General features: G+C 70.3%; 18 protein-coding genes. 5 read left to right on the top strand and 13 right to left on the bottom strand.

What is annotated here, in order from left to right:
- Nucleotides 1–146: 146 nt before the first annotated feature.
- The 4 genes from M3Q35_RS19835 to M3Q35_RS19820 are packed head-to-tail and all read right to left on the bottom strand — an operon-like array spanning nt 147 to nt 4,900.
- Nucleotides 147–1,733, bottom strand: a complete 1,587-nt coding sequence (locus M3Q35_RS19835) for a glycoside hydrolase family 13 protein (protein WP_273943403.1) — start codon at nt 1,731–1,733, stop codon at nt 147–149.
- A 10-nt stretch (nt 1,734–1,743) separates the two neighbouring features.
- A complete protein-coding gene (locus M3Q35_RS19830) occupies nt 1,744–2,613 on the bottom strand; it encodes a carbohydrate ABC transporter permease (protein ID WP_273943401.1) in 870 nt (289 codons plus the stop codon).
- Nucleotides 2,613–3,536 carry a carbohydrate ABC transporter permease gene (locus M3Q35_RS19825; protein WP_273943400.1) on the bottom strand — a complete coding sequence of 308 codons (924 nt, stop codon included), beginning with the start codon at nt 3,534–3,536 and terminating at the stop codon, nt 2,613–2,615. The genes M3Q35_RS19830 and M3Q35_RS19825 overlap by 1 nt, the downstream gene beginning before the upstream one ends.
- A complete protein-coding gene (locus M3Q35_RS19820; RefSeq protein WP_273943399.1) occupies nt 3,533–4,900 on the bottom strand; it encodes an ABC transporter substrate-binding protein in 1,368 nt (455 codons plus the stop codon). Before M3Q35_RS19820 ends, M3Q35_RS19825 begins: the two co-directional genes overlap by 4 nt.
- 181 nt (nt 4,901–5,081) lie before the next feature.
- Between M3Q35_RS19820 and M3Q35_RS19815 the strand changes: the two genes are divergently transcribed.
- Entirely contained in the window at nt 5,082–6,086 is a 1,005-nt protein-coding gene (locus tag M3Q35_RS19815; protein WP_273943398.1) for a LacI family DNA-binding transcriptional regulator, read from the top strand.
- A 126-nt stretch (nt 6,087–6,212) separates the two neighbouring features.
- On the opposite strand, the gene M3Q35_RS19810 is transcribed toward M3Q35_RS19815, so the two are convergent.
- Together M3Q35_RS19810 and M3Q35_RS19805 are read right to left on the bottom strand one after the other, a co-directional pair.
- Entirely contained in the window at nt 6,213–6,650 is a 438-nt protein-coding gene (locus M3Q35_RS19810; protein ID WP_273943397.1) for a cupin domain-containing protein, read from the bottom strand.
- The gene (locus M3Q35_RS19805; RefSeq protein ID WP_273944402.1) at nt 6,644–7,360 is read right to left on the bottom strand and encodes an SDR family NAD(P)-dependent oxidoreductase; all 717 of its coding nucleotides are present in this window, start codon (nt 7,358–7,360) and stop codon (nt 6,644–6,646) included. Before M3Q35_RS19805 ends, M3Q35_RS19810 begins: the two co-directional genes overlap by 7 nt.
- 27 nt (nt 7,361–7,387) lie before the next feature.
- Between M3Q35_RS19805 and M3Q35_RS19800 the strand changes: the two genes are divergently transcribed.
- Nucleotides 7,388–8,806 (top strand): SDR family NAD(P)-dependent oxidoreductase, encoded by a 1,419-nt coding sequence (locus M3Q35_RS19800; RefSeq protein WP_273943395.1) that lies wholly within the window; start codon nt 7,388–7,390, stop codon nt 8,804–8,806.
- Between the two features lie 86 nt (nt 8,807–8,892).
- Nucleotides 8,893–10,062: a glycosyltransferase gene (locus M3Q35_RS19795; RefSeq protein ID WP_273943394.1), complete on the top strand. Its 1,170-nt coding sequence runs from the start codon at nt 8,893–8,895 to the stop codon at nt 10,060–10,062.
- 2 nt (nt 10,063–10,064) lie between these two features.
- On the opposite strand, the gene M3Q35_RS19790 is transcribed toward M3Q35_RS19795, so the two are convergent.
- The 5 genes from M3Q35_RS19790 to M3Q35_RS19770 all read right to left on the bottom strand — a co-directional run bounded on the left by M3Q35_RS19790 (nt 10,065) and on the right by M3Q35_RS19770 (nt 13,590).
- On the bottom strand, nt 10,065–10,421 hold the full coding sequence (locus M3Q35_RS19790; RefSeq protein ID WP_273943393.1) for an antibiotic biosynthesis monooxygenase family protein: 357 nt from the start codon (nt 10,419–10,421) through the stop codon (nt 10,065–10,067).
- A 35-nt stretch (nt 10,422–10,456) separates the two neighbouring features.
- Nucleotides 10,457–10,969 carry a hypothetical protein gene (locus M3Q35_RS19785; protein WP_273943392.1) on the bottom strand — a complete coding sequence of 171 codons (513 nt, stop codon included), beginning with the start codon at nt 10,967–10,969 and terminating at the stop codon, nt 10,457–10,459.
- A gap of 10 nt (nt 10,970–10,979) precedes the next feature.
- Nucleotides 10,980–11,603, bottom strand: a complete 624-nt coding sequence (locus M3Q35_RS19780; RefSeq protein ID WP_273943391.1) for a nucleoside/nucleotide kinase family protein — start codon at nt 11,601–11,603, stop codon at nt 10,980–10,982.
- A gap of 188 nt (nt 11,604–11,791) precedes the next feature.
- Nucleotides 11,792–12,523, bottom strand: coding sequence for a mechanosensitive ion channel domain-containing protein (locus M3Q35_RS19775; RefSeq protein WP_273943389.1), 732 nt, complete (start codon nt 12,521–12,523; stop codon nt 11,792–11,794).
- 38 nt (nt 12,524–12,561) lie between these two features.
- Entirely contained in the window at nt 12,562–13,590 is a 1,029-nt protein-coding gene (locus tag M3Q35_RS19770) for a Gfo/Idh/MocA family protein (RefSeq protein WP_273943388.1), read from the bottom strand.
- 29 nt (nt 13,591–13,619) lie between these two features.
- Between M3Q35_RS19770 and M3Q35_RS19765 the strand changes: the two genes are divergently transcribed.
- Entirely contained in the window at nt 13,620–14,738 is a 1,119-nt protein-coding gene (locus M3Q35_RS19765) for an ROK family transcriptional regulator (RefSeq protein ID WP_273943386.1), read from the top strand.
- Here the strand turns inward: M3Q35_RS19765 and M3Q35_RS19760 are convergent.
- Nucleotides 14,638–15,546 carry a hypothetical protein gene (locus M3Q35_RS19760; protein WP_273943384.1) on the bottom strand — a complete coding sequence of 303 codons (909 nt, stop codon included), beginning with the start codon at nt 15,544–15,546 and terminating at the stop codon, nt 14,638–14,640. The two genes, M3Q35_RS19765 and M3Q35_RS19760, sit on opposite strands and share 101 nt — an antisense overlap.
- Before the next feature lie 153 nt (nt 15,547–15,699).
- Nucleotides 15,700–16,317: a TetR/AcrR family transcriptional regulator gene (locus M3Q35_RS19755; protein WP_273943383.1), complete on the bottom strand. Its 618-nt coding sequence runs from the start codon at nt 16,315–16,317 to the stop codon at nt 15,700–15,702.
- 79 nt (nt 16,318–16,396) lie between these two features.
- Here M3Q35_RS19755 and M3Q35_RS19750 point away from each other — a divergent pair, with 79 nt between their 5' ends.
- On the top strand, nt 16,397–17,752 hold the full coding sequence (locus M3Q35_RS19750) for an NAD(P)/FAD-dependent oxidoreductase (RefSeq protein WP_273943382.1): 1,356 nt from the start codon (nt 16,397–16,399) through the stop codon (nt 17,750–17,752).
- The last annotated feature ends 36 nt before the right edge of the window (nt 17,753–17,788 follow it).

The following is a 17,788-nucleotide window of genomic DNA, read 5'->3' as shown; positions in this document are numbered from 1 at the left end:
GATGGTAGGGGAAGTTACCGGGCCGTAGCTTGTGAGCCTCCTCGCTCACCGGCCAACCCCGGTGAGTCCCGCCCAGCGTCACACCGAAAGCACGAATCGGTTTCACGCTTTCGGTGTGACGCCAAGCGGGACTCGCGGGGGTGGGTTTACCGATTCAGCCACACCGCCGTGTTCGCCGGCAGCCGACCGTCAACGAGGTCGTCGCTGGTCAACAACACCTCGTTGTGCTCGGGCAGGTCGACCGCATCGGAGGACAGATTCACCACACACAGGAAGTGGTCGTCCCGAGCGAACGACAGCACCCCCTCGGGCGACGGGCACCAGGTCATCGGGCCGTCACCGAGCTCGGGCAGCTGCCGCCGCAGCGTCAACGCCCGCTGGTACAGCCGCAGCATCGACCCCTCGTCCGTTGCCTCGGCCGTCACCGTGTACTGCCCCCAACCGTCCGGCTGCGGCAGCCATGTCTCGTCGCCGCCGAACCCGTACGGCTGCGCGTCGCCGTCCCACGGCAGCGGCACCCGGCAGCCGTCGCGGCCCGGGTCGGCCCCGTTGGTCCGGCTGAACACCGGGTCCTGCCGCACCTCGTCCGGCAGGTCCTCCACCTCGGGCAGCCCCAGCTCTTCGCCCTGGTAGACGTACACGCCGCCGGGCAGCGACATGCTCAGCAACGCCGCCGCCCGGGCCCGCCGCGTACCCAACGCCAGGTCTGACGGCGCGCCCTGCTGACGGTCGGCGAAGCTGAACGACGTGTCCGCGCGCCCGTACCGCGTCACGTGCCGGGTGGTGTCGTGGTTGGACAGCACCCACGTGGCCGGCGCGCCGACCAGCGCGTGTGCCTGCAACGTCGAGTCGATCACGGCCCGCAGCCGGTCGGCCTCCAGCGGGCAGGACAGGAAGTCGAAGTTGAACGCCGAATGCAGCTCGTCCGGCCGCAGGTAGCGGGCGAACCGCTCCTGGTCGGGCAGCCACATCTCGCCCACGAACACCCGCGGGTCCGGGTACGAGTCGGCGATGCGCCGCCACTCCCGGTAGATCTCGTGCACGCCGTCCATGTCCGAGAACGGCAACTGGCCCTCGGTGCGCCCGTTGACGTTCGGTAAGGCCGAATCCTTGACCAGCCCGTCGGCCACGTCGATCCGGAAACCGTCGACCCCGCGGTCGAACCAGAACCGCAGCACCTCGCGGAACTCCTGATGCACCACCGGATTGCGCCAGTTCAGGTCCGGCTGCTCGGGGGCGTACAGGTGCAGGTACCACTCGCCGTCGGGCACCCGGCTCCAGGCCGAGCCGCCGAACCGGGACTGCCAGTCGTTGGGCGGCTCCTCGCTGGCCGGCCGGAACCAGAACATCTCCCGCTGCGGCGAGCCCGGCCCGGCCGCCACCGCCTCCTTGAACCAGCGGTGCTGGTCCGAGCAGTGGTTGGGCACGATGTCGATGATCACCTTCAGGCCGAGGGAGTGCGCCTCCTCGATGAACTTCTCGGCCTCGGCCAGCGTGCCGAACGACGGCTCGATGTCACGGTAGTCCGACACGTCGTAGCCGGAGTCGGCGTTCGGCGACGGGTACCAGGGACACAGCCAGATCGCGTCGACCCCCAGGGTGGCGATGTGCGGCAGGTGCTGGCGCAGCCCGGTCAGGTCGCCGGTGCCGTCTCCGTTGCCGTCGGCGAAGCTGCGCACGTACACCTGGTAGATGGCCGCACCACGCCACCACGCAGATCCACTGTCCGTCACATTGACTCCTTCAGCCCTTGACGCTGCCCGCGGTGAGGCCAGCAAGGATGTTCCGTTGGAAGATCAGGAAGACCACGATGGTCGGCACGCTGGCCAGCACCAGGCCGGCCAGCAGCAGATTGACCGGCGTGTCCGGGGCGAACCGCTGCAGGGCGACGGACAGCGTCTGGGCCTGCGGGTCGGAGAACACCAGCAGCGGCCAGATGAAGTCCTTCCACGCCGTCACTATGGACAGGATGGACACCACGCCCAGCACCGGCCGCGACAGCGGCAGCACAACCCGCCACATGGTCCCCAGCGGGCCGGCTCCGTCCAGTGTGGACGCTTCGATCAGCTCGCCCGGGATCTGGTCGAAGAACCGTTTGAGCAGATAGATGTTGAACGCGTTGGCCGCGCCCGGCAGCCAGATCGCCAGCGGCGAGTTGACCAGGTTCACGCCGAGCAGCGGCACGTCGGTGATGGTCAGGTAGGTCGGCACCAGCAGCGCGGACGCCGGCAGCATCAGCGTACCCAGCATCATGCCGAGAACCACGTTGCCCAGCTTGGGTTTCAGCTTGGACAGCGCGTACGCCGCCGGCACGTCCACCGCCAGCTGCACCAGCCAGGCCCCGAGCACCACGATGATCGTGTTGAGGAAGAAGTGCGCGAGGCTCATGAAGTTCCACGCCTCGACGTACGCGCCGACATTCGCTTGCTGTGGCAGCAAAGTCGGTGGCACGCGGGCCAGTTCCGGCGCGGTTTTCATGGCCCCCAACACCATCCAGATCAGGGGGAACACGAACGCCGTGGTGAACGTGACCGCGACGATCACGAAAACCGTCCAGTACACGGTCTTTCCGCGCCCGCTGCGCAGCTGTGACTCGGAGACCAGGGTTCGCATCAGTCTGCCCTCCTGGTCAGGCGGACGTAGAACAGGCCGAACACGCCCAGCACCACGAACAGCAGCAGGCTCAGCGCGCTGGCCGTGCCGAAGTCGTTGTAGAAGAAGGCGTACTTGTACAGCAGCAGCAACACCGTGACGGTCGAGTCACCGGGCCCGCCGCCGGTCATGATGTACGGCTCGGTGAACACCTGCATGGTGGCCACGAGTTGCAGCAACAGCATCACCAGCAGCGCGAACCGGGTCTGCGGGATGGTCACGTGCCACAGCCGCCGCCACAGGCCGGCGCCGTCCAGTTCCGCCGCCTCGTACAGGTCGCCGGAGATGGTTTGCAGCGCCGCCAGGTAGATCAGCGTCGCCGAGCCCATGTTGGCCCATGTGGACACCAGCACCAGCGACAGCATCGCGGTGGTGGGGGAGTCCAGCCAGCTCAGACCGGGCAGGCCGACCGCGTGCAGCGCCGAGTTGAACAGGCCGGGACCCGGGTCGTAGAACCACTTCCACAGCAGCGCCACCACCACCGGCGGCAGCATCACGGGAAGGTAGACCACGAGCCGGAAGTACGCCTTGCCGTGCCGGAGTTCGTTGAGCAGCACGGCGATCGCGAACGGCACCGCGAAGCCGAACACCAGGGCCAGCCCGGTGAACAGCAGCGTGTTCACCCAGGCTTCCCAGAACTGCGGGTCGGCGAACAGCTTCTGGAAGTTCTCCAGGCCGACCCAGGTCGGCGCGGTGACGAAGTTGACCTGCTGGAAGCTGAGCAGGATGCCCCGCACGATCGGGTACCAGGAAAAGCCGGCGAAGACCAGCAGGGCCGCGCACAGCAGGCCGTAGGCGGTGACGTTCTCCCTGATCCGGCGGCGCAGCCGCGCCGCCGGCCGCACCCCTAGCGCGGCCGACGGCAACCGGACGGCGGTGCTCACTTCACCTGCGCGAGCACGGTGTTCGCCTTCTGGCTCGCGTCGGAGAGGAGCTGGTCGATGTTGGCGTCCTGCTGCGTCAGCACGGTCGACATCAGGGTGTCGAGAATCGTGTAGAGCTGCTGGGCGTTCGGCGGCTCGAGGCTGCCCTTGAGCGACTGCCCGCCGTCCAGGTACGGCTTGTAGTTGGACACCGGCACGGTGGCGAACTTCGCCTTGGCCTGCTCCAGCTGGTCACGCACGGCCCCGGTCCACAGGTCCGGCACCGGCGGCACCGGCAGGCCGACCGGCTGGCCCTGCGCCTTGTACGTGCTGAGCACCTCGGACTCGACCCGCTCCGGGTTGAGGTACTTCCACTGGATCCAGGTCAGGCCGGCCTTGATCTGCGCGGGCGTGGCCTTGGGGTTGATCATGTACCCCTCGCCGCCGATCAGCGTGCCCTTGCCGCCGGGCATCGCGCCGAGGCCGTAGTCGGCGTAGTTGCCCTTGAACTGGTTGACCAGCGTCGGGATGTTGTCGGCCGCGGCCAGGTACATGCCCAGCTGGCCGGCGCCCATCATGCCCTGCACGTCGGCGATCTGGAGCAGCTGCTTGCTGCCCATGGTGTTGTCGGTCCAGCGCATGTCGTGCAGGTTCTGGAGGACCTGCTTGCCGGTGGCGTTGTCGAAGTCGGCCTTCCAGGTGCTGCCGTCCTTCTTGGCGATGTCGCCACCGTTGGCGTACATCTCGGTGGTGAAGTGCCAGCCGCCCTGGCCGCTGGCCGAGTAGTCGGCGAAGCCGATGGTGTTGTTGCCGAGCGCGGTGATCTTCTTGGCGTCCGCGCGGACCTCGTCCCAGGTGGTCGGCGGCTTGTCCGGGTCGAGGCCGGCCTTGGTGAACAGGGCCCGGTTGTAGAGCAGGCCCATCGAGTAGTTGGCCGTCGGAAGGCCGTAGACGTGGCCCTGCGCGTCCTTGAAGACGTCCACCAGGGCGGGCTGGATGTCGCCGACGTGCGGCACGTCCTTGACGTAGTCGGTGATGTCGGCCGCCTGGTGGCGCGCGATCAGGTTGGCCGGGTCGGTGAAGTAGACGTAGAAGACGTCCTCGAGCTGGCCGCCGGCCAGCTTGGCCGAGAACGTCTTCGGGTCCATGAAGCCTTCGTGCGCCTGGACCTTGATGTCCGGGTGGGCCTTCTCGAACGCGGCCACGTCGGCGTCGAAGATCTTGCGGTCGAACGGCTGGGTCTGCGGCGGCTGGCCGTCGATGGTGATCGTCACCGGGCCGCCGGCCTGCTGGTCGGCGCCGCCGCTGCACGCGGCCGTCAAGCCGACGGTGAGGCCGGTGGCCAGCACTAACGCGGCGGCGGTGCGAAAGCTGTCAGTTCTCATCAGGTGTCTCCCCTGACGCGGTGGAGTGTGGCGCACACCATAGATCTTCTGGACACGTGGCCGCAAGATGTTGACACGGATACGCAAGATCGTGACGTGATTCCCCTGAATGGCGTTGGGGGTCGTCGGCTCGCCGCAAGTGAGTGCAAGCCTCTTGCGCCACCTGTCGTATAGTTGCGACATGACAAGACGCCTTGCGGAGGTCGCGCAGAAGGTCGGAGTCAGCGAGGCGACCGTCAGCCGCGTGCTCAACGGCAAGCCCGGTGTCTCCGAGGCCACCCGCGCGGCCGTGCTCACCGCCCTGGACGTGCTCGGCTACGAGCGACCGACGCAGCTGCGCGGCGAGCGGGCCCGGCTGGTCGGCCTCGTGCTGCCCGAGCTGCAGAACCCCATCTTCCCGGCGTTCGCCGACGTGGTCGGGAACGCGCTGGCCCAGCAGGGTTTCACCCCCGTGCTGTGCACCCGCACGGCCGGCGGCGTCTCCGAGGCCGAGTACGTGGAACTGCTGCTCCAGCAGCACGTGTCCGGCGTGGTGTTCGCCGGCGGGCTGTTCGCCCAGGCCGACGCCTCGCACGAGCACTACCTGCGGCTGACCAACCGGAAGCTGCCGGCCGTGCTGGTCAACGCGGCCGTCGACGACCTGGCCTTCCCCAAGGTCGCCTGCGACGACGCGGTGGCCGCCGAGCAGGCCCTCGGGCACCTGCTGTCGCTCGGCCACACCCGCGTCGGCATGGTGCTCGGGCCGCCCGACCACGTGCCGTCACGCCGCAAGGAAGCGGCCTTCATGGCGCATGCCGCCCGCGCCGGCGTGGAAATCATCGACGGCGCCATCCAGCACACCATGTTCTCGCTGGAAGGCGGCCACGCGGCCACGTCCAAGCTGCTCAACCAGGACATCACCGGCATCGTCTGCGCCAGCGACCCGCAGGCCCTCGGCGCCATCCGGGCCGTGCGGCGCAAGGGCCTGACCGTGCCCGGCGACGTCTCCGTGGTCGGCTACGACGACTCGGCCTTCATGAACTGCATCGACCCGCCGCTGACCACCGTCCGCCAGCCCATCGAGGCCATGGGCCGGGCCGCGGTCGAACTGCTGGTCAACCAGATCGAGGGCGCCGCGGTCTCCACCGAGGAGCTCCTCTTCGAACCCGAGCTCGTAGTCCGCGGCTCAACCGCCCCCGCCCGCTAACGCCCCTCGGCTTGTGTCAGGAAGGGCCCCTTACTGACGTTGAACGCCAGTATCGGTCCCTTGATCTTGCCGGCGGCGTCAGGAAGGGGCCCTTCCTGACGTTCAACGAGAGGATCGGTCCCTTGATCATGGGGCCGTCAGGCGGCGGATGTCGGCGGCTGCCTCCGGGTAGGCGGCGGCCAGCGTCTCGTCGGCGAAGGTGATGCAGTCGTCGGTGTAGGGCGGGGCCATGAACGTGCCGAGCAGACTCCACTCGCCCAAGGTTTCCGTGGCCTGCCAGACGCCGGCCGGCACGGCGACCTGGGGCCGCTGCCCGGCGGCGAAGTCGATGCCGAGCACCGGTCGGGTCACCGTGCCGTCGGGATGCAGCAACAGCATCCGGGCCGGCGCCCCGGCGTGGAAGCTGAAGATCTCCGGGTGCGTGAGCCGGTGCAGGGCCGAGAACTCCGGCGACCGCAGCAGGTAGTAGATGCCGGTGGAGTTGGCGTCACGCCAGGTCTGGGCCCAGTGCCCGCCCTCCACCGGCAACGGCTGAAGGCCAAGCGCCGCAACGATGTCTACCATGCCGGCACCACCGACATGCCGCCGTCGACGACGAGGTTCTGGCCGGTGATCCACCGGGCCAGATCCGATGCGAGGAACGCACACGCGTCGCCGACGTCCTCGGGCGTGCCGAGCCGGCCCAGCGGCGCGTGCTCACGCCAACTGGCCACTCCTTCCGGCCACGCCTCGTCGAGGCCGGGCCGGGAGATCAGACCGGGGGAGACGGCGTTGACGCGGAGGCCGCGCGGCCCGTACTCCAGCGCGGCGGCCTTGGTGTGCATGAGCAGCGCCGCCTTGGCCGAGGCGTAGTGCGCGTGGCCGACGGCCGGCAGCGTGCCCTCGATGGAGCCGATGTTGATGATCGAACCGCCCGGGCCCAGCAGTTCTGCCGCCGCTTTCGTGACGAGAAAGGCCGTGTCGAGGGTGCCGGCGAACACCTCCCGCCAGTCGGCCAGTGTCAGCTCCGACAGCGGCCGCACCGGTTGCACACCGGCGTTGTTGACCACGATGTCGAGCCCGCCGAGTCGCTCCACGGCCGCGTCGAGCAGCCGCTGCACCTCGGCCGGTTCGCGGAGATCCGCTTGCACCGCAAGGGTTTCCGGATCATCCGGCGGACGGGTGCGGTAGTGCGCCAGCACCCGCGCGCCCTGGGCGGCCAGCCGGGCGGCGATGCCGGCCCCGATGCCGCCAGTGGCCCCGGTCACGAGAGCCGCCTTGCCATGCAAACTCATCACCGGGTCGAGGTTAGAGTGCCGGTCATGTCCGAGATCGACCCCGCCGACCTGGAGACGTGCCTGCGGGTGCTGGCCGAGGTGAGCGCGCTGCCCCCGGAGCACCCCACCGCGGTCCAGCTGCGCCGGGCCTCCTCCAAGATCGCGAAGCTGGCCCGCCAGGACCGCCGCAGCCAGGCCCGCAAGGCCGTGACCGAAGCCGACCGGCTGGTGACGGCGCAGACCGCGACCGGCTCCGCGGTGCGGATCGACGACGAGACCCAGGGCATCCCGCTGGTGTCCAGCGCGGTCGGCGCGACCGCCGGCACCCTGCTGCGGCCGCGGTCCTGCTACGTCTGCAAGCAGCGGTACGTCGAGGTGGACGCCTTCTACCACCAGCTGTGCCCCTCGTGCGCGGCGTTCAACCGGGCCAAGCGCGACGCCCGTACCGACCTGACCGGCCGGACCGCGCTGCTCACCGGCGGCCGGGCCAAGATCGGCATGTACATCGCGTTGCGGCTGCTGCGCGACGGCGCGCACACCACGATCACCACCCGGTTCCCCGGCGACGCCGTGCGCCGGTTCGCCGCCATGCCGGACAGCGCCGACTGGCTGCACCGGCTCCGTGTCATCGGCGTCGACCTGCGCGACCCGGCCCAGGTCGTGGCGCTGGCCGACACCGTGGCCGCGGCCGGGCCGCTGGACATCCTGATCAACAACGCCGCCCAGACGGTACGGCGCTCGCCCGGCTCGTACTCGCTGCTCGTCGAGGCCGAATCCGACCCGCTGCCCGCCGGCCCCATGCCCGAGATGATCACCCTCGGCAGTCCGCACGACGCCCACCCGCTGGCCCTGGTCGGTGCCGAGCTCAAGGCATTGTCGGTCGACGTGACGGCGCTGGCCCTGACCGCCGGCTCCGCCTCGCTGGCCCACTACGCCGCCGGCACCGCCATCGACGCCGCCGGCCTCATGCCGGACACGGCGTCGATCAACAGCTGGACCCAGACCGTGGACCAGGTCGACCCCATCGAGCTGCTCGAGGTCCAGCTCTGCAACCAGACCGCCCCGTTCATCCTCATCAGCCGGCTGCGCCCCGCCATGGTTGCTGCCCAGGCCCGCCGCAAGTACGTGGTCAACGTGTCGGCCATGGAGGGCCAGTTCGGCCGCGCCTACAAGGGCCCCGGCCATCCGCACACCAACATGTCCAAGGCCGCGTTGAACATGCTCACCCGCACCAGCGCCGGCGAGATGCTCGACGACGGCATCCTGATGACCGCCGTCGACACCGGCTGGATCACCGACGAGCGGCCGCATCCCACCAAGCTCCGCCTGGCCGACGAGGGTTTCCACGCCCCGCTCGACCTGGTCGACGGCGCCGCCCGCGTCTACGACCCCATCGTGCGCGGCGAGGCCGGCGAGGACCTGCACGGCTGCTTCCTGAAGGACTACGCCCCTTCGCCCTGGTGAGGGTTTCAGCTGCGCGGGGCGTTGAATTCACACGACGTTTTCGCCGTGCTAGAGGCGCGTAACACGATGTGCCACACCATGTGCGGGTGGGCGGAGAGATCAGGGCGCTGTCCCTCTACGAGGGGTTCTTCAGCGGTGGCGCGCGCATTCTGCACAGCGACGTGCTGGCCGGCCTGCACGGCCGCGGGCAGTCCCATCGCGTGCTGAGCCTGCACGGGCAGGCCCGTCGCGAGGCCACCGTGCAGCGGATGGAGGACGACGCCTGCTACCGCAAGCTGGTGGCGGCCGGGCTTGCCGTGTCCGCGTTGCGTTCCGGCAGCACGGGTCCTGCGGCGTTCGACTCGCTGGAGCTGGCCGCGTTCGAGCGGGCGGTGTCCGATGTGGACGTCGTGCTGACGCTCAAGGAGCAGCCGCTGCGTCTGGTCAACCAGGCCGACGTGCGCAAGCCGGTGATCACCTGCCTGCACCGGTCCGATCCGGAGAACCAGGGCGCGGCGCTGGATTCGCTGCGGGTGGCCGTGGCGACCGGGGTCGTCGCCGCGCTGGTGTGCTGCGCCGAGTCGACCCGGGACGCCTATCGCGCCGCCGGGATTCCCGACTCCCTGCTCGAGGTCATTCCCAACGGCGTCGACCTGCGCCGCTTCCGGCCCGACCGGGTGGCCCGCGCCCGCTTTCGTCGGTCGGTGGGCATCGGCGCCGCCGCCCCGGTGATCGTCTTCGCCGCTCGCTACGACGAGATGAAGAACGTGCCACTGTTCCTGGCCGCCGCAAGCGCTTTCCTCGCCGCTCGGCCCGACGCCCACGTCGTGTTGTGCGGGGCGGGCATGACCGCGGCGAACCCGTTGCTGGCCGACGATCTCGCCGCCGTCGGCCTGGAGACGTCCGCGCGCCTGCACCGCCTCGGCGTCCGCGACGATCCCCAGGTGCTCTTCGCCGCCGCGGACGTCGTGGCGCTGACCTCCGCCTTCGGCGAGGCCGCTCCGCTGTGCTTGATCGAGGGCATGATGTGCGGCGCCGTTCCCGTGGCCACCGCCGTCGGTGACTGCCCGGCCATCGTCGCCGGCCGCGGCCTGCTCACCGGTTCGGACCCCTTGGCCATTGCCGACGCCTGGTGCGAGGCGCTGGCCCGCCGCCCCGAATTCGCCCCCGCCCTCCGCGCCGCCCGGGCCGAGTTCGGCCGCCGCCGGATGATCGCGTCGTACGCCCGGCTGATCCGCCGCGTCAGCACGCGCGTCCCACTCGGCATGGCGGCCTGACCTCACGAGGGATTGAGCTCCACCGCGATGCGGTAGGCCGCCGGTTCGGACGTGATGTGCAGACCGGGATCGGTGAACATCTGGTGCAGCGATGCCCGCCACGCCGGATCGGCCGTCGCCTTGTCCAACGCCGTGCCCGAGCTCCAGTCGGCGATGTGCACGAACCGGGCCTCCTCCGGCCCGTCGGCCAGTGCCCGGTGCAGGCGGGACCGGATGAAGCCCGGGTGGGTCGTCAGCATCCGGGCGTTTTCCCGGTACACCTCGACGAAGTAGTCGGCCTCGGCCGCCGGCACGGCGTAGTTCTTGATCACGGTGACCGGCCCGTCGACGCCGGTCTTGGACTCCAGTGCTTGGCTCATGCCGCTAAGACAGGGCAGGGCCCGGGTTTGTGACGTCAGGCGGACCGTCGGCCGAGCACCGGGGGAGCGCCGTCGGCCTGCACGACCACGAAGTCCCCGCCGCCGTCGACCACCTCGTTGATGATCACACGCGTGGCGGTGGACAACGCCGCAGCGAGGGTTTCGCGGCCCTCGGCGAGCCGGTCGAGCTGGGCGTAATGCCGGGTGATGCCCGCGGCGGGGCCGTTGATCCCGAGCCGCAGTTCGGCACCGCCGCGAAGGGCCGCGAGGAGGTCGTCGCGCAGCCGACTCGGCTCGGCAGCGAGAACGCGATCGTGCAGGCGTTCCTGGTACGAGGGCTCGGTGGGCGCGGCGGCCACGGCGGCGGCGCAGTCGGGGCAGTTCGGCGTGCTGCGGCCGCCGAAGAGGTGCCGGTAGATCTCCATGCGGGCCAGGTCGAGGCCGCACAGCGTCTGCCCGTCGCCGGCGGCGTGCTCGATGTTCGCCTGCTCGTCGATGGCGGCGGCGAACGTGGCCGGCACCCGTGCGGTGGCGAAGGACCAGGTCATGGCCGCGAGTCTAGGGTTCGATGAGGGCCGGGTGATGCGGATCGTCCATCTTCACCACGACGTCGGCGACGGTCGCCGGCTCGGCCTCGGCGCGGTAGCGGTCGAAGGCGGGCAGGGTCCAGTGGTCGTCGGCCGGGGTGCGGCGGCGCAGCGCGGCGGGGGACATGTCCAAGTGGACGGTGAGCTCGAACGGCAGCCATCGGCCGAGCAGCAAACCCCCGTCCAGTAAGACGATCCCGCTCTCGGGAACGTCCACATAGGACGCTCGGCTGGCCCGGTCGGTCTCGGCGTTCCAGAGGGACGGCAGCACGCGGCCGGTGCCACCGGGCTCGACCGGGTCGAGGACCTCGCGGGCCAGGCCGTTGACGTCGAGCCAGTCCTCGAAGTACGAGTCGGGATCGGTGCGCCCGTGCTCGAAACGCAGTGACGCCGGCCGCAGGAAGTCCTTGGCCGACACGCGAACCACGGCCCGGCCGCGCAGCCGTAACGGATCGACCAGGGCATCGGCCAGCGCCGCGGGGTTGGCCGCCGGGGCGGCGTCAATCAGGACTCGGAGCCGGGAAGACCCCAGGTCGGCGATCCGATCGGCCAGCTCGGCGACGAGCACGTCGAAGGAGACAGGGCGAACCTTCATGCCGGCCCTTCGTGATCCGGCCACCTGAGTGGCTCATTTGGCATTTTTCGGCCACGTGAGTGGCTCATTTGGCTTCCAGCGCCAAGTGAGCCACTCACGTGGGGCGGAGACGGTCAAGTGAGCCACTCACGTGGGCTGGGGGCCAAGTGAGCCACTCAGGTGGGGCTGGGGGTGTTCAAGTGAGCCACTCAGGTGGCGGGGGGCCTGGGGGAGTCGGCGGGAGTGGCGGCAGCGGCGGCGGCTGCCGGGGCGGGGGAGGCCGACGGGTCGGCGGACACCCCGGGAACCGGGTCGGGGGCGTCGAGCGCCGCGGGCTCGGGGTCGGTGACCGGGCGTGGGCCGACGCCGGCGGCCAGCACGGCGCTGTTGGGCAGCCGGATCACGCCGTCGTCGGTCTCCAGCACCACGTACACCAGCCCCATCTCCACCACCTGCCCCAGGTGCGGCCCGCCGAGCGAGCCGGAGTGGATCACGATCTGGTCGCCGATGTTGAACGGCCGCGACACCAGTAACACCAGCCCGGCGAACAGGTTGCCGAGGGACTGCTGGCAGGCGATGCCGACCACGACGCCGGTCAGGGCGCCGCCGACGAGCAGCTGCCCGAGGCTGACGTTGAGCAGCCCCAACGCGGTGACCACGGCGACCTGGTAGCCGATCAGCGAGATGCCCAGCCGGATGATGCCGGCGTGGCTGATGCCGATGTGCGACTGGGTCTGCCGCACGACGACGTTGCCCAGGTTGCGGATGGCCACCACCATGACACCGAGGAAGGCGAACGCCCCGACCAGGGACACCGCCTTCTCCCACAGCATGGCCCCGGGGCCGAGCCCGCCGAACAGCTCCACGGCGATGACGATGAGCACAGCCAGGGTCCCGGCGCCGATGGTGCGCTTGGTGTCGGGAAACAGCCGCCGTGCCATGAGCTCTCCTGCCGCCGAAAGGATCAGCCGACAGACTCTCACGCCACCGCGCGGGCCTGCTCGATGACCTCGAGCACGGCGATGGCCTCCTCGGGCGTGACCGGCACGAGCCCCTCGCCGCGCACGGCGTCACGCATCAGGGCATAGAAGTCCTGGTACGCGCCGGGAACGGAGGTCACGCGCCGCACCGAGCCGTCCACGCCGACCTGCCCGGACAGCGAGCTGGGCTCGACACCCCACTCCGGACCGCCGGGGCGGTTGCCGGCCCGCAGGGCGTCCTCCTGACCGTCCAAACCGAACTTGACGTACCCGGCCTTGTCGCCGAGCACCCGCATCCGCGGCCCGAGCTGCGGGGTCAGCGCCCCCATCCACAGGTGCGACCGGACGCCGCTCTTGTGTGTGAGGGCCACGAAGGAGTCGTCGTCGACCTGCACACCGGCCCGGCGGCGGTCAAGTTCGGCGTACACGGAGCGAACCGGCCCGAACAGCTGGAGGGCCTGGTCGATCAGGTGCGAACCGAGGTCGTACAGCGCGCCGCCGGCCTCGGCCGGGTCGCCGAGCTCGCGCCAGCCGCCCTTCGGGGTGGGCCGCCAGCGTTCGAACCGGGACTCGAAGCGGTGCACGGTGCCGAGCTCGCCGGCCTCGATGAGCTGCCGCACGGTCCGGAAGTCGTTGTCCCACCGGCGGTTGTGGAACACGGCCAGCGGCAGGCCGAGCTCACGGGCGTGCGCGGTGAGCTTGCGCGCCTCCTCGGCGGTCGGCGCGAACGGCTTGTCCACGACCACGGCGAAGCCGTGGTCGAGCGCCTCGGTGGCCAGCGGCACGTGGGTGCGGTTGGGCGTGGCCACGACGACCAGGTCCAGCTCCTCGGACCAGAGCTGCTCTGCCCGGTCGAGGACCACGGTCTCCGGATGGTCGGCGGCGACCTGGGCCTTGCGCTCGGGGTTGGCCGTCACGACGGCGGACAGCCGCAGGCCGGGGGTGGCCGCGATCAGCGGGGCGTGGAAGACGGCGCCCGCGATGCCGTAGCCGAGCAGTCCCACCCGCAGATCGGTGCTTGCGTGCATGGCCCGAGTTAATCAACACTGTTGCGTAAATGCAAAGCAAACCTGGCGCGAATCTCGGCGCCCTCCGCGACCACAACGCCGGCGTGGTGCTGGACCTGATCCGTCGCCGCGACGGTACCAGCCGCGCCGACCTGGCCGCCTTCACCGGACTGACCGCCCAGGCCGTGTCGAAGATCGTGACCAGGCTCATCGAGGCCGGACTGGTCGCGGAGGCGGGTCAGGCTGCCCAAACGGTCGGCCGCCCGACGACGCTGCTGCGGCTGGTGCCGCCGGCCCGGCACGCCATCGGCGTCCACCTCGACCGGGACGAGCTCCGGCTGGTGCTGATCGATCTGGCCGGCCGGGTCGTCCGGGCCGAGCACCACCCCGGGCTGGTCGGCTCGATCGCCGAGCTGGCCGCGCCGATCCGCCGGCTCGCGTCCACTGTGGACCCGGCGACGCTGGCCGGGGTCGGCGTCGGCTGCCCGGGCCCGCTCGACCACCGCACCGGCGTGCTGCATCACGCGAATCGCTTGCCCGGGTGGGAAAACGCCGCGCTCGGTCCGATGTTGACGGACGCGCTGGAGCTGCCGGTGATCGTCGACAAGGACACCAACGCGGCGGTGCTGGCCGAGCTGTGGACCACCGACCTGCCCCGGCAGACGGCGATGATCTACGTCGGCACCGGTATCGGCGCCGGCCTCGTGCTGGACGGCCGCGTCTATCGCGGCGGGAAGACCAACGCCGGCGAGTTCGGGCACCAGGTGCTGAGCCTGGACGGGCCGCAGTGCGTGTGCGGGCGGCGCGGCTGCGTGGAGGCGCTGTGCGGGCCGGTGGCGGTGGTGGCCAGGGCGGCGGATGCGCCCGTGCCGGAATCCCTGGTGCTCACGCGGTTTGCGCAGCTCGATGACGCCGAGGTCGCCTGGGCCGGCGACCTGCTCGGCGTGGCCGTGATGGACCTGGTGAACCTGTTGGACCTGGACCGCGTCGTACTGGCCGGGCGGGCGGCCCCGGCTTACCTGGCGGGGGTAGGCCGGGCCCTGCTCGGCACGGGCGTCGAGGCGATGCTCAGCGGCTGGGGGCCGCAACTGGTCGCGGTCGGCGCGGCGACGTTGCCGCTGGCCGCGTCTCTGACGGCCAGCGACGCGCTCGCGGTTCGACGGGGCTGAACCGGGTCGTGGCCGGCGTCGACAGCTGCCAGCGGTGCGGCAGCCACAGCGGGTGGCTGACCAGGTCGTCGAGCTGGAAACCGCACTGCCACTGGGTGAAGCGCGGCCGGTCCAGCGTCTTGTCCCACTGGGTGGCCTGGGCCAGCAGCAGGTTGAGCACGGTGGTGCTGCCCTCGCCGACCGCGGTGATGGAGCCGTCGGTCTGGATCCACGCCGTGCCGTGCGCCGGCTCGTGCTTGGCCAGCCGGCCGCGGTCCGGGTCGAAGTCCGGGTCGTCCAGCTCGGCCCTGGTGATCCGGGCGTCCCGCGCGGCCAGGAAGAACCACAGGTCCTGGTAGTTGTCCTCGGACAGGGCCAGGTGGCCGCCGGGCAACCGGTACGTGGCGGGGCCGCGCAGCACGCGGTCCGGGTCGTGGAACAGCGCGTCGGGGCGCAGCGGGCCGGTGGCGGGCGGGAAGTCGCCCCACAGCACCGGGCGGGCGTGCGGGCCGGCGGCGCGCTTGGTGACGGCGAGCACCGGGTGCATACCGCCGTGGGCCACCGGGGCGTAGATCACGCCGCCCGGGGCCAGCTGATCCAACCAGTGCGGCGAGATGCCGGCCACCCCCGCGGTGACCACGATGCGGTCGTACGGTCCCCCGAGGGGGTCGCCGAGGTAAGCGGCGTCGCCGGTGACGGTGGTGACGTCGTCCGGATCGAACAGACGATCGCCGACCGCGACCTGCAATACGCGCTGACCAGCACCGATATCCACCGCGGCGAGGAACTCGTCGGTGGCAGGGCAAGCAGTGTTCTGCTGTTTGATCATGTGAGGCGTACCCCCGAGTGGGTTTCCACTCAAACAGTGTGCCAGACGGGCCAATACCCGCGAGCCGGCTGACGGCAGCCGCGGAGCGTCCCCCATCCTACCTCTTACCAGGGCAGGTGTTTCCACAGAGGGTAGTCAACGTCATATCGTCGATCACCTGATCGAAATGAGCGTGCTGAGCACGGTGTGGAATGCGTCGCTGGCCTGAGTGGCGCTGGTGCCGCCGTGCAGGATCCGGGTGAGCGTGCCGGCGCGCAGCGCCAGCAGGAAGGTGGCGAGCTGCTTCGGCGGCACCGCCGCGAGCGCCGAGTCGGCCGGCAGGACCTTCGCCAAGAGTTCACCGAACGCCGTCGACGCCTCGTCGTCGTGTTGGTCCAACCGGGCGACGAGGTCCGGATTGCGCACCGCGTGGATGCGGAACTCGAGGATCACCGTGCTCAGCGCGCTGTCCTGCTCGTTGAGCTCCAGCAGCTCCCTGGCCAGCATGTCCGCCGTCACATCGCTGGCCGCCAGCACGGCCAGCCGCTCTCGGCGCTGGGTCGCGTACTGGTCGAACACCTCGACCACCAGCTCGTCCTTGCTGGTGTAGTTGGAGTAGAAAGCACCTCGGGTGTAGCCCGCCCGGGCGCAGATCTCGTCGATCGACGACGCGTGGTAGCCACGCTCCGCGAGGACCTCCACCGCCGCACGGAGTAGTCGCGCTTTCGTGTGCACCCGTTTGCGCGGCGCCGACTCCGATGCGTGGCTGACGTCACTGTCAGAAAGCCCCATGGCTGACACGATACAGCTCTACACTCAGTACGTCGGTGCATTCAGTGCATTGGTGTATCAAACCCGGAGGGGATTGGCCGTGGCCAGCAGCAAGCAGCCCGCTCGGATCGTCGTGCTCGGTGGAGGCTACGTCGGCCTCTACACCGCGCTGCGCCTCCAGAAGAAGCTGCGCTCCAACGAGGCGTCCGTGACGGTGATCGACCCGCAGCCGCACATGACGTACCAGCCGTTCCTCCCCGAGGCGGCCGCCGGCTCCATCGAGCCGCGCCACGTCACCGTCCCGCTGCGCCGGACCCTCGACCGCTGCCACGTGCGCACCGCGCGCGTCACCGCCGTCGACCCCGACCGCAAGGTCGTCACCGTCAAGACCGAGAGCGGCTCGGTCGACGAGATCCCGTACGACACCCTCGTCGTCGCCCTCGGCGCGGTCACCCGCCTGCTGCCGATCCCGGGCCTGGCCGAGCACGGCATCGGCCTCAAGACCATCGGCGAGGCCGTCTACCTGCGCAACCACGTGCTGTCGCGGCTGGACCTGGCGGCCAGCACCACCGACGCCGCCACCCGCAAGAAGCTGCTCACCTTCACCGTCATCGGCGGCGGCTTCGCCGGCGTGGAGGCCCTGGGCGAGCTCGAGGACATGGCCCGCTCGGCGCTGAAGTACTACTCCACGATCGAGGCCAACGACATGCGCTGGGTGCTGGTCGAGGCCGCGCCGCGCATCCTGCCCGAGGTCCGCGAGAGCCTCGGCGTCTACACCGTGGACAAGCTCCGCCAGCGCGGCATCGAGGTCTACCTCAAGACCTTCGCGCAGAGCGTGGAGAACGGCCACGTGCAGCTGTCCGACGGCACCGAGTACGACAGCGACACGATCATCTGGACCGCCGGCGTCACCGCCAACCCGGTGCTGGCCGAGGCCGGTCTGCCGCTCGACCAGCGCAAGCGCGTGGTGGCCAACGCCGCCATGCAGGTGCAGGGCCACGAGGGCGTGATCTGGGCGGCCGGCGACTGCGCCAGCGTGCCGGACCTGTCCAAGCGCGACGCCGACCCCGAGGCCACCTGCCCGCCCAACGCGCAGCACGCCGTGCGCCAGGCCAAGGTGCTGGCCGACAACATCCTGGCTTCACTGCGGGAGAAGAAGGTCACCGACTACTTCCACAAGAACGTGGGCGCGGTCGCCAGCCTGGGCCTGCACAAGGGTGTCGCGGACGTCTACAACACCAAGGGCAAGGGCTGGACCGCGTGGGCCGCGCACCGCGCCTACCACGTGGCCAAGATGCCGACCTTCAACCGCAAGGTGCGCATCCTGTTCGGCTGGATCGGCGCCGGCCTGCTCGGCCGCGAGGTCGTGTCCATGGTGCACGTGGCCGAGCCCAAGGCGCTGGACGCCGGCCAGATCAGCAACATGCTCAGCCGCAAGGACTTCGCCCAGAAGTAAAGGTCGGACATAACATAGTTCACGCCATCGGCCCAT

The sequence above is a fragment of the Kutzneria chonburiensis genome (assembly GCF_028622115.1).
Classification (GTDB): domain Bacteria; phylum Actinomycetota; class Actinomycetes; order Mycobacteriales; family Pseudonocardiaceae; genus Kutzneria; species Kutzneria chonburiensis.
The sequence above is the reverse complement of the archived record's forward strand: the minus strand, read 5'-3'. Positions and strand labels throughout refer to the sequence as shown.

Bases quoted from the DNA above. Each gene is read 5' to 3' on its own strand.
- M3Q35_RS19830 (WP_273943401.1), bottom strand. From the start codon at position 2,613: ATGCGAACCCTGGTCTCCGAGTCACAGCTGCGCAGCGGGCGCGGAAAG.
- M3Q35_RS19780 (WP_273943391.1), bottom strand. From the start codon at position 11,603: ATGAAGGTTCGCCCTGTCTCCTTCGACGTGCTCGTCGCCGAGCTGGCC.
- M3Q35_RS19815 (WP_273943398.1), top strand. From the start codon at position 5,082: ATGACAAGACGCCTTGCGGAGGTCGCGCAGAAGGTCGGAGTCAGCGAG.
- M3Q35_RS19805 (WP_273944402.1), bottom strand. From the start codon at position 7,360: ATGAGTTTGCATGGCAAGGCGGCTCTCGTGACCGGGGCCACTGGCGGC.
- M3Q35_RS19760 (WP_273943384.1), bottom strand. From the start codon at position 15,546: ATGATCAAACAGCAGAACACTGCTTGCCCTGCCACCGACGAGTTCCTC.
- M3Q35_RS19800 (WP_273943395.1), top strand. From the start codon at position 7,388: ATGTCCGAGATCGACCCCGCCGACCTGGAGACGTGCCTGCGGGTGCTG.
- M3Q35_RS19765 (WP_273943386.1), top strand. From the start codon at position 13,620: ATGCAAAGCAAACCTGGCGCGAATCTCGGCGCCCTCCGCGACCACAAC.
- M3Q35_RS19785 (WP_273943392.1), bottom strand. From the start codon at position 10,969: ATGACCTGGTCCTTCGCCACCGCACGGGTGCCGGCCACGTTCGCCGCC.
- M3Q35_RS19770 (WP_273943388.1), bottom strand. From the start codon at position 13,590: ATGCACGCAAGCACCGATCTGCGGGTGGGACTGCTCGGCTACGGCATC.
- M3Q35_RS19755 (WP_273943383.1), bottom strand. From the start codon at position 16,317: ATGGGGCTTTCTGACAGTGACGTCAGCCACGCATCGGAGTCGGCGCCG.
- M3Q35_RS19790 (WP_273943393.1), bottom strand. From the start codon at position 10,421: ATGAGCCAAGCACTGGAGTCCAAGACCGGCGTCGACGGGCCGGTCACC.
- M3Q35_RS19820 (WP_273943399.1), bottom strand. From the start codon at position 4,900: ATGAGAACTGACAGCTTTCGCACCGCCGCCGCGTTAGTGCTGGCCACC.
- M3Q35_RS19810 (WP_273943397.1), bottom strand. From the start codon at position 6,650: ATGGTAGACATCGTTGCGGCGCTTGGCCTTCAGCCGTTGCCGGTGGAG.
- M3Q35_RS19775 (WP_273943389.1), bottom strand. From the start codon at position 12,523: ATGGCACGGCGGCTGTTTCCCGACACCAAGCGCACCATCGGCGCCGGG.